Here is an 11,999-nt window from a genome sequence, read left to right on the forward strand (position 1 = left end):
AATCGCCCAGCTCGGAAATGCGAGCCGGGCGATTCCAGTTATTGGATCAGCCGCAGATCGAGGTCCGCATAATCGCGGCCGCACTGCTCCAATCGGCGCAACCCGTGCCCGAATGACCGAACCAGTCGTGGCCGAATTCGTGCGCCGCGAGCAGCGCAACATCACCGACGCGCGCCGCGGCCAGCGTGATGCGCCTGCCCGCGCCGTAGTTGCAGCCAATGACCGTGCCGCTGCCGCAGTCGGTGATGTAGTCGGGCACGCAACTGACGGGCGTGCCGCCGCCTTCGGTCAGGTTGTTCCAGGCGGTCGCGCCCTGGCGGATCTGGCTCGCCCACTGGTTGCACGAGGCGGTGATGTAGTACGAACGCGCGTTGGGCGTCGGGAAACCCTGGATCTTGGCGGGCATTTTCGCCGCCTTCGCCGTGCTCAACCGAGTGACGCCACGCTGGCTGGCGGCCTCCGCAACGCTGGCCTGGACGGTCTTCACCTGGACACCGCCTGCGCCGGCGACGGCGGTCTCACCGGTTTCCGAAGCGGCGGCGCCGGCCGGGAGCCCGTTGCCGAGCAAGACGGCCGCGGCCAGCATCGTGAATGCCGCAGTCATTCTTTTGCCGAATTCATTCATGGTGGCTGTTTCCTCCGAGTCCTCACACAAGGAATACCTATTGCCGGCCACCATGAAGCGGCCAGCAACGGATTACCTGGTGATAAACCGTGGCGGAGCTGACAACCTTGTCATGGCGGTGACGGCTCAAATATTCGCCAGCCTCGTCACAGCCTGTCAAGGCTTCGTTACAGCTGTGACGCGGCTGGGATATTCCACCACCGTGAACGCCAGAATTTGTAGGCGAACTGTGAAGAACGCCGCCGGTTGTCAGGCCTGGTCGAAGAAGCGGTCAAGCACGCGGGAGCCGAACTCCAGGGCCGAGGTCGGGACCCGCTCGTCGATGCCGTGGAACATGCCCATGAAGTCGAGATCCGGCGGCAGCTGCAACGGCGCGAACCCGAAGCAGCGAATGCCGAGCCGGCTCCAGGCCTTGGCATCCGTACCGCCGGACATCAGCAGCGGCGCCGTACGGCTCTGCGGGTCCTCGGCCGCGAGGCAGGCCTTCATCGCCTCGACCAGGTCACCGCTGAACTCGGTCTCCAGCGCAATGTCCTCGACCGCGACCTCGCGCGTGACCTTGTCGCCGATCAGCTCGTCGATCGTGGCGAAGAACTCGTCCTCGTAGCCCGGCAGGAACCGGCCGTCGACGTACGCCTCGGCGTCACCGGGAATCACGTTCACCTTGTAACCGGCGTTGAGCATGGTCGGGTTGGTGGTGTTGCGGATCGTCGCCCCGAACATGCGCGAGAAGCTGCCGAGCTTGGACAAGGTCTCGGTCATGTCCTCCGGATCCAGCTCGACGCCGAGCACGTCCTCCAGCTCCGCGAGGAACTGCCGCACGGTCGGCGTGACCCGCAACGGCCACTGGTGATTGCCGAGCCGGGTGACGGCGTTGACCAGGTTCGTCACCGCGTTGTCGTCGTTGATCATCGAGCCGTGGCCGGCCGTACCGCGGGCCTTCAACCGCATCCACGACATGCCCTTCTCGGCCGTCTCGATCAGGTACAGCCGCAGATCGTCCTTGACCGTGATCGAGAACCCGCCGACCTCCCCGATGCCCTCGGTGCAGTCCGCGATCGTGTCGGGATGGTTGTTGACGAGCCAGCCGGCACCGTACACGCCGCCGGCCTCCTCATCCGCGGTGAACACCAGCCGAACCGGCCGCCGCGGCTTCACCCCGGCGCGCTGGCGAGCCCGGACCACCGATAGCACCATCGCGTCGAAGTCCTTCATGTCGACCGCACCCCGGCCCCACACACACCCGTCGAAGATCTCCCCCGCGAACGGATCGACCTTCCAGTCCTTCGGATCAGCCGGTACGACGTCCAGGTGGCCGTGCACCAGCAACGGCGGCGCCGACTGGTCCTCCCCCTCCCAGTGCGCCACCAACGTGGCCCGCCCGGGCTCCGACTCGTAGATGGTGGACTCGATACCGACCTCATCCAGCTTGGCCGCCACATACTCCGCGGCGAGCCGCTCGCCCACGCTCTTGCCGTTGCCGTAGTTGGTGGTGTCGATCCTGATCAGCTCACTGCACAGGTCCACCACGTCGGCCTCGGGGGTGTACGAAGGCCGGTCGCCGGGGGTCGAAGAAGTCATGACCCCATCCTGCCTGGGCCCGATGTGAATTTCACCCGTGGGGTTTGCTATGGTTCTCCGGTCGGGCCAAGCAAGACACTTTGCAAGGCCAGACCACTCGTCCGGGTGGCGGAATGGCAGACGCGCTAGCTTGAGGTGCTAGTGTCCTTTACGGGACGTGGGGGTTCAAGTCCCCCCTCGGACACAGAGTCTTTAGAGCAAAGCCGCAGGTCACACGACCTGCGGCTGTTGTATATTCCGGCCGTAGACGCCTCGTGATACCGAGCTGATACCAGCCGCTCAGACATCGCCAGCCCCATCCAGATTGGGGCGACCGAACCGCCTGTCGTACTCGACACGCATCGCGTCGTGCATCGAGTCGTACAGGTTAGTGCCCAGCCGCTCGATCGCCTCATTGGACAGGCCGTCAAACAGCTCATCCCAGGTGGCGGCGTGGTCGAACGTCCGACCGTCGAGCAGCACCTCCCAGGCTTCAAGGCCGCGGCGACGGTATGGCGCGCTGGCCTCCAACTGCGCAGCGAATAGTGCGTCGGCCTGTGCTCGCTCCTCCGCAGTGAAACCTCCAGCCTGATCGACAACCTCGAGCCCGGCCAGATCACCGTTCATCATCGCGTTTACCAGGGCGTCGACGATCTCGGACCGCGGTCCGCCGGTCATGACGCACCGCCGATCATCGCGGCGAACGTCGCTGCGGCCTCGCGCTGCATGCCGGGCATGACGTGCGCGTAGATCTCTAGTGTGATCATCACGGTGGCGTGTCCGAGTCGTTCGGAGACCACCTTGACCGGCACGCCGGCCTGCAAGAGGAGTGTCGCGTGAGTGTGCCTCAGGTCGTGCAGTCGAATTGTCGGCATCGCGTCGTCACCGAGCGCTTTGCGGCATCGTGCGAGCTGCTCGGTGAAGGTCCGCGAGAAGCGTTCCGGGTGAAGGTACGCACCGTCCAGATCCGCGAAGATCAACGCATCGTCGCGGACGAGTTGCAGCGAGAGTCCAGCTCGATCAAGACGCAGTCGCCTGAACAGCTCCATCGTCTCCGTGTCGATGTCAATCACTCGCGGCTTCGTGCTTTTCGTTGTGCCTTCAACAATCCGTTCGCCCTCACCCTTGGTCTTCACGACTCCGACCGATCGGCGAACACTCACCGTCGCCTTGTCCAGATCGAGGTCACGCCAACGCAGGGCCAGCAGTTCACCGCGGCGCATGCCGGTGTAGGCAAGCACATGCCAGGCCGAAGCATGCACTGCTACCGCGTGGCACGACGACCACCCCAGGAAGGCGTGCAGCTGCGGACCGGTCCACGGGTGGATATCCGGCGCCTTGGCAGCCCGCGCGGCCGGCGGCTTGGCTTTGTCGGCAGGGTTGACGGTGATGAGCCCCTGCTCGACGGCGTCCCGAAGGGCTGCTTTCAGGATGGTGTGAACGTACCGAATGGTGCGAGCTGACAGCGGCTCACCGCTGCGGTGATCCTGCCGGCCGGTCCTTTCGAGCTCTCGGTACAGCGTGCTGATCCGAGCACCGGTCAGCCCAGCCAGCGGGCTGGCGCCCAGCCGGGGCTTGAGATGCAGCCGCACATTCTTGCGGTACGACGAGACAGTCGACGGGGCAAGCTGCAGCCCTTCGATCCACTGGTCAAGCCACGCCCCGACGGTCATTTTGGTTGGCTCGACGAATCCACCAGGGCGTTCCGCCTCCGGCAACACGCGACGCAACTCGCGGGCAGCCTCCTTGCGCGTGAGAAACCCGCGCTGGAGCTTCTGGCGGCGTGTGCCGTCTTCGTTCGTGACCCAGAACTTGATCAGGTAGCGGGTACCGGCCTGGGTCTGGTATTCACTGATCCCGCCCTCACCAGCCTGGCGGCGACGTGGCTTGGTCATGCTTCTTCCCTCTGTTCGTCGTCGTGCTCCAGCAGCCGGGGACCCGGCATCGCACCTTTGCGACCAGCTTTCGGCGCATCGGTGAGGTATCCCCTGCGGCGTGCGATGCGGACCTGGTCACGCATGGTCTGCCACTCTCGGTCGAACCGCCGGCCGAGACGCTTCAGCACGCCCGGGCCACCCTTCAGCTCCTCGAGGTAAGCCAGCGCTACTGCGCGAAGGTGGTCGTCGGAAAGCCTGGGGCGGCCTGGGCCTCGGCTCTCGTCGGCCGGTGGGCCGAACTCGCTCGCATCTCGCTGGGCATGGATGAGCCGCAGGTCTTCCCAACTCTGCGGATCCAGGCCACCGGAGAGGCGCGCGGCCGCCGCAGCAACGGCACGGCCTGGGGAGAGCTCTCGCAGCAGGTTCGTCGTGATGCCGCCAGATGGTGTCGTCCTGTCCTCTGGCTCCAGATGCAGACTCCTCACAACGACTGCGCCCTCATGCTCAACAAGCACCCAGCGCGCTTGCCACCCGTCGGCACTTTGAGTCACCGCAGCCACCGCGCCGGTCGCAACTTCGAAGTCCTCCCGGACTTCGTACGCCTTCTCAGATGCCTGTCGCTTCCGGCGGTAATCCTCAACCGACTCCGCATTGAATGGACTGCCCGAAGCGTTCGCGGCGAGGCGTCGGCGAAGCCGCTCATCTGAGGTGACGCGATCATCGTGGGTTGGCGCCTCGGCACTGACGGCAGCGTCGGCGAATCTTGAGGTCCTTGACTTCGGCATGAAGCCATCGTGGACGACACGTCACCGATATGTCAACAGTGCGCGTCTTAGTGGATAAACCTGCCGAGTAATTTGCGCGGCCACGATCAAAGTGGATATATCCACAGGCACGCGACACTGTGGAATCATGAAAGCAACAGTCACTCCGACCGACGCGACACAGGCGGTGACGTCGCAGGTCACCCTGATCCGCCGACTTCCGGCGCCGGCAATGCGCCGAGCACTTCGGGAGTCGGCTGGCCTCAGCACCGGCGACGTCGCGAGAGCGCTCGGTGTCACACGCCAAGCCGTCAGCAACTGGGAGCGAGGCAAGCGCACCCCGCGCGGCGCGTACCTCGACTCCTACGTCCAAGTGCTCGAACGCATCGCGCATCTGAACGCGGTGGCGTGATGAACACCCCTGAGGTCTACCAGCGCCTGTTTCTCAAAGTTTCCGAAGTAGCCAAGCTCCTACGGGCCGATCCACGCACCGTCCGCCGTGGCATCGAAGAGGGCGTGATTCCGGCAGTCCGGATTGGCTCAACCATCCGGATACCGACCGAGGCGTTCCTCAACCTGCTCGGCGAAGTCCCAGCACAGATGCGAGAGAGCGCCCTCGACACAAGAGCGTTCATCTCTGCCGTTCCCCCCACCGCCAAGGAAGAAGGTTCAGCGCGTGTCCACGGTACAGCACCACCCGCGGCCTGACGCGCAGCTCCCGCTCGACACCTCACAGCACGCCGACCATCTCCCGGCACTCCTCGAGCTAGTTGCTGGCGATCCGCTCCATGAGCGCGACCGCGAAAAGATCGTCACCGCCATCCACTCAGACGCCCAGCGCCACAACGGCCACGTCTCTAGCAACCGCGTCCGCCGCGCACTCACCAACGAGCACGGCTACGTCGTCTATCCACGGCTCATCGGCGCCGCCTACGCCAGCCTCGCCCGGCACGGTGCACTCAAAGCCGCAGGGTGGGAACTCAACGACGACGTAGCCGGAGGCAACAACAACAAGCCGGCCCGCTGCTGGATCCTCGAGTCGCGGTGGTGTGAGTGACCGCCCTGCACCACGCCGACTCTCGCGCCGAACCGCGCGATGAGCAGGCCGAACGCACACTGCTCGGCCTGTGCCTCATCGCGCCACGGCTACTCGACGAACTGCCGCTGATCTCGGACCACTTCTACCGGCCGAATCACGCCTGGTGGTGGGAGCAGCTCGTCGAGCTCCACCGCCACGGTGACGCGCCCCTCAGCACCACTACCGCCAACGCCGTCCTTCAGGCGGACCCAGACGAGTACCTGCGCTACGGCGGCGCCTCATACCTCCACGAACTCCACCAGGCCGGCCTCGACGACACACCAACTGCGGCTGGATTCCTCGCCGACGTGATCCGAAAGCACGCGGCCAGACGGCAGGTGATCGCCCTCGGCAACCGCCTCACACAACGCGCCGAGCAGGGCGAGGCCGACGACCTAGAGCAGATGCTCCAAGACGCGATGGACGTCATCGAGACCACATGGCGAGGCCAACTCTTCGCCGACAGGCGAAGCCCGCACGCGCCGTCCCGGTCCTGGCAACCCGTCGACCTCACTGCCGTACTCGACGGCACCTGGGAAGCACCCCTGCCCACCGTCGGGCAACGCACCGACGGCCGCGGCCTCTTCTACCCCGGCAAACAACACACCGTCATATCCGAAACCGAAGGCGGCAAAACCTGGTTCGCGCTCAGCGCCGCCCAAGACGAGATCCGCGCCGGCAACCACGTCGTCTACCTCGACTTCGAAGACGACGAAGCATCCATCGTCGGCCGCCTCCTCGCCTTCGGACTCCACCGCGACCTCATCGCCAAACAACTCCACTACCTCAGGCCCACCGACCAACTCGGCACCGGCACCCACCTCGACGACCTACTCCACATCCTCAACACCCACACCCCAACCCTCGCAGTACTCGACGGCATCACCGAAGCCATGGTCATGCACGCCCTCAACCCCCTCGACAACGCCGACGTCGCCACCTTCGGCCGCATGCTCCCCCGCCGCATCGCCGACCACGGCCCCGCCGTCGTCTCCCTCGACCACGTCGTCAAGGACAAAGACGGCCGCGGACGATACGCCCTCGGCGGAGTCCACAAGCTCAACGCCCTCGACGGTGCCAGCTACATCCTGGAGAACCGGCACGCATTCGGCGTCGGCGTCACCGGCCGCTCAACCGTCAAGATCGCGAAAGACCGTCCCGGACAGCTCCGGCGGCACGCACTCCCGAGCAGCGGCGGCCTCCACTGGTACGCCGATCTAGTCCTCGAGAGTCACGGCCACGAACACGCCGACCTCACCATCGAGCCACCCAGCGACGGTGACACCGGAACCGAGTACCGGCCCACCGTCCTCATGGAACGCGTCGCCGCAGCACTCACCGAGCACGGACCTCTCCCCCAGCGCCGCATCGTCACCGCGGTCAAGGGCAAGACATCCGCAGTCATCGACGCCCTCAACTACCTCATCCTCGACGGCTACGTGACCGACAAAACACCGCACGAAATCGCCACTCCCTACCCACCCGCCCAGGAGTCGAAATGACCCCCGTTACCCCCGTTACCCCCGATACCCACCCGATACCCACCGATACCCGGTATCGGTCCGCACACCCGTTACCCCGATACCCGCTCTATAGGTATCGGGTAACGGGTAACGCCCCCCACCACACACTGCAACCAGAACAGCCCCAACAGCGCAAAACTCCGCCGCCGCGGCTGCTCGCTGATGCTTCTCGTTCGCTGACCTCTTGGCTGGATCGACCTCATGGCGGGGTATCCGTCGTCAAGGTGGGCCCTCCTGAGCTCATGCTGGGTATCGCTGCCGGTATCAGGGCCGCCTGTTATCGGCTAGGTGTGCGGTCTGACCTGCGGCAAGTCGCTCAGCTCACGGGTGACCAGAGGTCCCCCCTCCGTTCCTGCGTTGGGAGGTTGGCATGCTCCGGCACCCTCTGAGCGAGCAGTGCACGGCGACGTCGAAGCGGACCGGTTTGCGATGCCAGTTGACCGTGATCGGTGGAGGCCCGTGCTTCATGCACGGTGGCAAGGCGCCGCAGGTGGTGGCGAAGCGTGAGGCTCGTATCGCGGTGTGGGAGGCGCAGCAGCGGCAGGCGCCAATCGAGGTGCGTGATCCGGCTGATGCGCTGTTGGCTGCGGCTGAGACGGCCGATGAGCTGATGCAGCGGTTGCGGCGTGAGCTCGCCGAGCACGGCACGCTGTCGCCGGCCTTGCTGACGGCTGTTGGTGAGTGGCTGGATCGGTCGAGCCGGCTGAACAAGACCGTGTTGGATGCCCGGATCGATGAGCGGCGTACGCGGATCAACGAGGCCCAGGGCGTCCAGATCGCAACGGTGCTGCGGGATGTCCTTCAGGAGCTAGGTCACGATGCATCGCCCGGCTCCGAGGCTGCCCAGGTCGTTGGCAAGCACCTCAGGTTGATGACTCAGCGGCCGGCGCTTGTCCTCACCGAGGCGGCATCGTGAAGGGCCAGAGCAGGGACGCGGAGGAGTTGGCGGTACGGGCCAGTCAGCTCGAGGTCGCACTGCGGCGCGGTCTCGCTGACGTCGGGTGTGACGTCTCCCCCGGGTCACGAGCTGACCAGGCAATCACGAAGCATCTCGCACCGTTGAAGGATCCCGATGGGGAACAGCGCCCAGCGTTGCGTCTGGTTGCCGGCGGCAAAGACACAGGCGCATCCGTGAAGGGCGAGGACATGACCGTCGAGGATGTCTACGCCATCGCGCTCGACATTCTGCAGGCTGCGGCTGAGGCACCCACGAAAACGGACGCCATCTTCGACGTCCGGGCTGTGCTCGCTGACTGCGATACCGCTGCTCTGCGTCGTGTCGCTGGGTGTTTGGCAGTTGAGCCGATGTGGCGCCCGAAGGTGAACCGGTCGGCGCTTGTCGACTGGATCAGCGCGGTGCGTCTTGAGGTTGCTTTTCAGGCGCCCGACCGTCGGGGGGACTCGTGATGTTGCGACAGGGTTTGGTTGTGCCGCCGGTGGACCGGGCGGACCTTGGGCGGGATGGGTCGCAGTGGCCGCGGCATCGTCATCGTAGGCGTGTTGGGCGGGGGCGCAGGTTGTGGCTGCGTCGTCAGCGTCAGCGTGGCCTGGTCGGTGGTGAGCGATGAGCGCGCGGGCGGCGTTGGTGCTGGCCAGGTGGTGGCGTCGGGTGCGTGGTGGTGCGCGGCATCGTGGTGCTCGCCGTGAGGCTGGCTTGGCGGGTCCGTTGTCGTGGGAGGACGCGTACAGCTGGGCGCTTGACGCGCTTGAGGTGTCTCGGAAGGCGGGGCCGGTTGAGGCGGAGCGTGTTCTTGCGCGCTTGTTTGTGCCGTTGTCGGCGTCGGAGATGACGATGGTGGCGGTGGCGTTGGCGGTGCTTGCTCGGCCGCAGCTGATGGATTCGGCGTCGGCGGAGAAGATCGAGGAGATGCGGTTCTGGGTCGCGTATTCGTGGGCGGCGAGGGCTGAGTCGTGAGCCGGCCGGAGGTTGTGGCGTCGGCCCGGGCGATGGATGTGTCGCCGGTGACGTTGTTGGTCAGGTTCCTGCGGGTGAACGGGTTTCCTGGGGCTGAGCGGCGCCCGTTGGTGACGGGGCGCGAGTTGGGGGCGGTTACTGGAACTCCTGGGGTTGCGTGGGCTGTGAAGGTGACGCGGGCGTTGTCGGGTGTGCCGGGTGAGGGTCAGGTCGCGTCTTGGGTGTTGGCGACTGAGGCGCATCGGGTGCGGGTGGGTGCTGATTTGGCGGTGTTGGTTGTTGCGGCGCCGGGGTCTGTTGCTGCTGCGGTGGGGTATTGGCCTGCGGTGTTGACGGCGGGTCCGAGTCGTCGTGCACGGGCGCCGTTGGGTGATGTTGTTGGGGTGCTGGTGGCGTCGGGGTACGGCGGCGATGGTCCTGACGGTGAGCCTGGGCGGGTGGCGTGATGGCTCGTTCGTTGCTGGGTGCAACTTTGTCGCCGATGGTGGCTCTGTGGCTCGCTGGCCGGTGTGGGGATGACATGCGGATGGCCGCGGAGGTGTACGCGCGCCGGGGGCAGGGTGATGTTGCGCGACAGTTTCTTGCTGCTGTTGGGCAGATGGAGGCGGCTGCTGCGCAGTTGTCGAATGAGGCAGTCGCTGAGGCGGTCATTTCCGTTAGCGGAAACGCGGAAACGGAAATGACTGCGGTTTTGGGAGCGTCGGAGTTGTCCACTTCGGAGGCTGCGAAGCGGCTGGGCCGGACCCGGGAGCGGGTGGTTCAGATGCTGAATGCCGGCGAGCTGCTTGGTCGGAAGGTTGGTCGGGCGTGGCTGGTGGATGCGCAGTCAGTGGATGACGTTCTCGAGGCCAGGAGGGCCGCATGACAAGGAAAGTGACCGAGGCGGAGTTGGCGATAGCCTCTGCTGAGACGTTCGGGCGGAAGCCGCCTGAGTGGGCGGTCGAGGCACGCAAGCGTGAGCTCGGTGAGTCCGGCGGGATGCCGGCGGCGGAGGCCTTGGACGTGAAGATCGCGGCGACGTTCGGCCGTGTCCCGGATCGTGAACGGCTGGCTGAGGCCGAGTCGGTCCTGGCGTCGGCGAAGTCGTCTGGTGACGGCACTGCGGCGTTGCAGGGCCGGATGGCGTCGGTGATGAACGAGATCACGTCGCTGTCGGAGTCGCGGTTGGGGTTGTCCCACGAGCGGGCGCAGTTGCATGCACAGAGCGAAGCTTTGCGGTGCCGCGAGAGCGCTGGTTCGGTCGCTGACGCGGTGCGGTCGCTGGAGACGTATCGGGATGTGCTGGCCAAGCGGCCGGCTGCCCACGGCCCGCGGCCGTCGAACGAGGCAGGTCGGCAGCGGCCGGCGACGTCCGTCGATCACGAGCGGGTGCAGGGATGAGCGGCGAGCAGAGCACGCGCGAAGTGGCGACGAGTGAGGTCGCCGAGTACCAGGCTGTTGTGGCTCGCTGGGAGGCCGAGAAGACCGCCGCTGAGGCCGAGTTGAGCGACCTGCAGGCCCGGGCCGGCGAGGAAGTTCTCGCCGATGAGTCGGCTGCTAGCCGGTTGTCACGGTCGATGCAGGAGTTGCGCGACCGGATCGACATTGCGGCCCGTGCGGTTGCTGCTGCGGAACCGAAGCTCGCTGCGGCCACGCGCGCCGTGATTCTGGCCGAGGCCGCCGAATGGGACGAGGAGAAGGCCCGGCGGCAGGCACTGTTGGACGCGCACAACGCGAAGCGGCAGGAGCTTCTAGACGCATTGCAGGACTTCACCGGGTTGGCCTGGGATATCAAGCGCAACGAGCGGGCACTGGGCGACGTCGGACCTCGAGTGATCGAGGTGGCGCCCGGCGAGAAGTTGCAGCGTGAGGTACAGCGGGCAGAGCGGACCGCGTGGTGTCTGCGGGAGCTTGCCGAGGGCCGGGATCCGCACGCCGAGCTGAGCGTCCCGTTCGAGGGGCGAATGTTCCAGGGCGTGGTCCCGAATCCGAAAGCGCGTGACTTCTACACGTCCACTACGTGGGGTCCGGATGCGCTGCTCCCGGCCCCGGCGTACCTGCGAGCGAAGGCCGCGGGGACCGCGGACGACGCTCCGGCCGCACGGACTGAGGTACCCGGTCCGCCTCCCGGTTGGGGCGGGGTCGGCGAGGTCCGGACCGTGTCCGGCGAGCGCGTCAGGTAGGGCGACGCAATGAACTTGGGCGTCGGCAGCCCCGGCGGTCGTTCGCTCCTGGGTGGGCCGCTGGAGGTCCGGGTTGGCATCGATGTACGTCCTCCTCTTCGATGCTTGCTGGCGTCCTTGGCGTGTCCCGGCTCTGGTAGTGCTCCCAGGCCGGGACACGCTTTCTCTGGGCGGGGCGTCGCATGACGGACCGTTCATACCGGGTACGCCTCGAAGCCACCGTCGCCGGATTCGTCGCCGGCATGGGACAGGCCGCGGCCTCGGTTGACAAGGTCCTCACCGCCACCGACCAGGCCTCGCAGCACATCGACAAGCTCGGGTCCACGTCGATGCGGATCGGTCTGGCCGCCGGCGCCGGGCTCGGCCTGGCCGCGAAAGCAGCGATCGACTGGGAATCCGCGTGGGCCGGGGTCACGAAGACCGTTGACGGGTCAACGGCGCAGATGGCTGAGCTTGAAGGCCAACTGCGGGGCATGACCGCTGTGCTGCCCGCTA

At 66.2% G+C, this 11,999-nt stretch carries 16 protein-coding genes and 1 tRNA gene; 12 read left to right on the forward strand and 5 right to left on the reverse strand.

Annotated features, from left to right (window positions below; all coding sequences use genetic code 11):
* Positions 1 to 46: 46 nt before the first annotated feature.
* On the reverse strand, positions 47 to 679 hold the full coding sequence (locus tag ACFFGN_RS03995) for a hypothetical protein (RefSeq protein ID WP_380043905.1): 633 nt from the start codon (positions 677 to 679) through the stop codon (positions 47 to 49).
* Between the two features lie 195 nt (positions 680 to 874).
* The gene (locus ACFFGN_RS04000; RefSeq protein ID WP_380043906.1) at positions 875 to 2,206 is read right to left on the reverse strand and encodes a M20/M25/M40 family metallo-hydrolase; all 1,332 of its coding nucleotides are present in this window, start codon (positions 2,204 to 2,206) and stop codon (positions 875 to 877) included.
* Between the two features lie 99 nt (positions 2,207 to 2,305).
* Between ACFFGN_RS04000 and ACFFGN_RS04005 the strand changes: the two genes are divergently transcribed.
* Positions 2,306 to 2,390, forward strand: a tRNA-Leu gene (locus tag ACFFGN_RS04005).
* A gap of 95 nt (positions 2,391 to 2,485) precedes the next feature.
* On the opposite strand, the gene ACFFGN_RS04010 is transcribed toward ACFFGN_RS04005, so the two are convergent.
* The 3 genes from ACFFGN_RS04010 to ACFFGN_RS04020 are packed head-to-tail and all read right to left on the reverse strand — an operon-like array spanning position 2,486 to position 4,847.
* Entirely contained in the window at positions 2,486 to 2,863 is a 378-nt protein-coding gene (locus tag ACFFGN_RS04010) for a hypothetical protein (protein WP_380043907.1), read from the reverse strand.
* Positions 2,860 to 4,080, reverse strand: a complete 1,221-nt coding sequence (locus ACFFGN_RS04015) for a site-specific integrase (protein WP_380043908.1) — start codon at positions 4,078 to 4,080, stop codon at positions 2,860 to 2,862. Before ACFFGN_RS04015 ends, ACFFGN_RS04010 begins: the two co-directional genes overlap by 4 nt.
* Positions 4,077 to 4,847 carry a hypothetical protein gene (locus ACFFGN_RS04020; RefSeq protein ID WP_380043909.1) on the reverse strand — a complete coding sequence of 257 codons (771 nt, stop codon included), beginning with the start codon at positions 4,845 to 4,847 and terminating at the stop codon, positions 4,077 to 4,079. Before ACFFGN_RS04020 ends, ACFFGN_RS04015 begins: the two co-directional genes overlap by 4 nt.
* A 127-nt stretch (positions 4,848 to 4,974) precedes the next feature.
* On the opposite strand from ACFFGN_RS04020, the gene ACFFGN_RS04025 reads away from it, so the two are divergent.
* From ACFFGN_RS04025 to ACFFGN_RS04075, 11 genes are all read left to right on the forward strand, one after another.
* The gene (locus ACFFGN_RS04025; RefSeq protein WP_380043910.1) at positions 4,975 to 5,238 is read left to right on the forward strand and encodes a helix-turn-helix transcriptional regulator; all 264 of its coding nucleotides are present in this window, start codon (positions 4,975 to 4,977) and stop codon (positions 5,236 to 5,238) included.
* Positions 5,238 to 5,534, forward strand: coding sequence for a helix-turn-helix domain-containing protein (locus ACFFGN_RS04030; protein ID WP_380043911.1), 297 nt, complete (start codon positions 5,238 to 5,240; stop codon positions 5,532 to 5,534). Before ACFFGN_RS04025 ends, ACFFGN_RS04030 begins: the two co-directional genes overlap by 1 nt.
* A complete protein-coding gene (locus ACFFGN_RS04035; RefSeq protein WP_380043912.1) occupies positions 5,503 to 5,883 on the forward strand; it encodes a hypothetical protein in 381 nt (126 codons plus the stop codon). Before ACFFGN_RS04030 ends, ACFFGN_RS04035 begins: the two co-directional genes overlap by 32 nt.
* Positions 5,880 to 7,406 carry an AAA family ATPase gene (locus ACFFGN_RS04040; protein ID WP_380043913.1) on the forward strand — a complete coding sequence of 509 codons (1,527 nt, stop codon included), beginning with the start codon at positions 5,880 to 5,882 and terminating at the stop codon, positions 7,404 to 7,406. Before ACFFGN_RS04035 ends, ACFFGN_RS04040 begins: the two co-directional genes overlap by 4 nt.
* 391 nt (positions 7,407 to 7,797) lie before the next feature.
* Positions 7,798 to 8,343, forward strand: coding sequence for a hypothetical protein (locus tag ACFFGN_RS04045; protein WP_380043914.1), 546 nt, complete (start codon positions 7,798 to 7,800; stop codon positions 8,341 to 8,343).
* On the forward strand, positions 8,340 to 8,834 hold the full coding sequence (locus ACFFGN_RS04050) for a hypothetical protein (protein ID WP_380043915.1): 495 nt from the start codon (positions 8,340 to 8,342) through the stop codon (positions 8,832 to 8,834). The genes ACFFGN_RS04045 and ACFFGN_RS04050 overlap by 4 nt, the downstream gene beginning before the upstream one ends.
* Positions 8,835 to 9,093: 259 nt before the next feature.
* Entirely contained in the window at positions 9,094 to 9,342 is a 249-nt protein-coding gene (locus ACFFGN_RS04055) for a hypothetical protein (protein ID WP_380043916.1), read from the forward strand.
* 526 nt (positions 9,343 to 9,868) lie between these two features.
* Positions 9,869 to 10,207, forward strand: a complete 339-nt coding sequence (locus tag ACFFGN_RS04060) for a helix-turn-helix domain-containing protein (protein WP_380043917.1) — start codon at positions 9,869 to 9,871, stop codon at positions 10,205 to 10,207.
* Positions 10,204 to 10,722 carry a hypothetical protein gene (locus ACFFGN_RS04065; protein WP_380043918.1) on the forward strand — a complete coding sequence of 173 codons (519 nt, stop codon included), beginning with the start codon at positions 10,204 to 10,206 and terminating at the stop codon, positions 10,720 to 10,722. The genes ACFFGN_RS04060 and ACFFGN_RS04065 overlap by 4 nt, the downstream gene beginning before the upstream one ends.
* Entirely contained in the window at positions 10,719 to 11,504 is a 786-nt protein-coding gene (locus ACFFGN_RS04070; RefSeq protein ID WP_380043919.1) for a hypothetical protein, read from the forward strand. Before ACFFGN_RS04065 ends, ACFFGN_RS04070 begins: the two co-directional genes overlap by 4 nt.
* A gap of 182 nt (positions 11,505 to 11,686) precedes the next feature.
* Positions 11,687 to 11,999: hypothetical protein (locus ACFFGN_RS04075; RefSeq protein ID WP_380043920.1), on the forward strand; the 313-nt coding region annotated here is incomplete at its 3' end.

The organism is Kribbella deserti (genome assembly GCF_042434725.1).
GTDB classification, from domain to species: Bacteria; Actinomycetota; Actinomycetes; order Propionibacteriales; family Kribbellaceae; genus Kribbella; species Kribbella deserti.

Excerpts from the sequence above, each read along its gene's own strand:
- ACFFGN_RS03995 (WP_380043905.1), bottom strand. The coding sequence starts at position 679 with ATGGTGGCCGGCAATAGGTATTCCTTGTGTGAGGACTCGGAGGAAACA.
- ACFFGN_RS04000 (WP_380043906.1), bottom strand. The coding sequence starts at position 2,206 with ATGACTTCTTCGACCCCCGGCGACCGGCCTTCGTACACCCCCGAGGCC.
- ACFFGN_RS04010 (WP_380043907.1), bottom strand. The coding sequence starts at position 2,863 with ATGACCGGCGGACCGCGGTCCGAGATCGTCGACGCCCTGGTAAACGCG.
- ACFFGN_RS04015 (WP_380043908.1), bottom strand. The coding sequence starts at position 4,080 with ATGACCAAGCCACGTCGCCGCCAGGCTGGTGAGGGCGGGATCAGTGAA.
- ACFFGN_RS04020 (WP_380043909.1), bottom strand. The coding sequence starts at position 4,847 with ATGCCGAAGTCAAGGACCTCAAGATTCGCCGACGCTGCCGTCAGTGCC.
- ACFFGN_RS04025 (WP_380043910.1), top strand. The coding sequence starts at position 4,975 with ATGAAAGCAACAGTCACTCCGACCGACGCGACACAGGCGGTGACGTCG.
- ACFFGN_RS04030 (WP_380043911.1), top strand. The coding sequence starts at position 5,238 with ATGAACACCCCTGAGGTCTACCAGCGCCTGTTTCTCAAAGTTTCCGAA.
- ACFFGN_RS04045 (WP_380043914.1), top strand. The coding sequence starts at position 7,798 with ATGCTCCGGCACCCTCTGAGCGAGCAGTGCACGGCGACGTCGAAGCGG.
- ACFFGN_RS04060 (WP_380043917.1), top strand. The coding sequence starts at position 9,869 with ATGGCCGCGGAGGTGTACGCGCGCCGGGGGCAGGGTGATGTTGCGCGA.
- ACFFGN_RS04065 (WP_380043918.1), top strand. The coding sequence starts at position 10,204 with ATGACAAGGAAAGTGACCGAGGCGGAGTTGGCGATAGCCTCTGCTGAG.
- ACFFGN_RS04070 (WP_380043919.1), top strand. The coding sequence starts at position 10,719 with ATGAGCGGCGAGCAGAGCACGCGCGAAGTGGCGACGAGTGAGGTCGCC.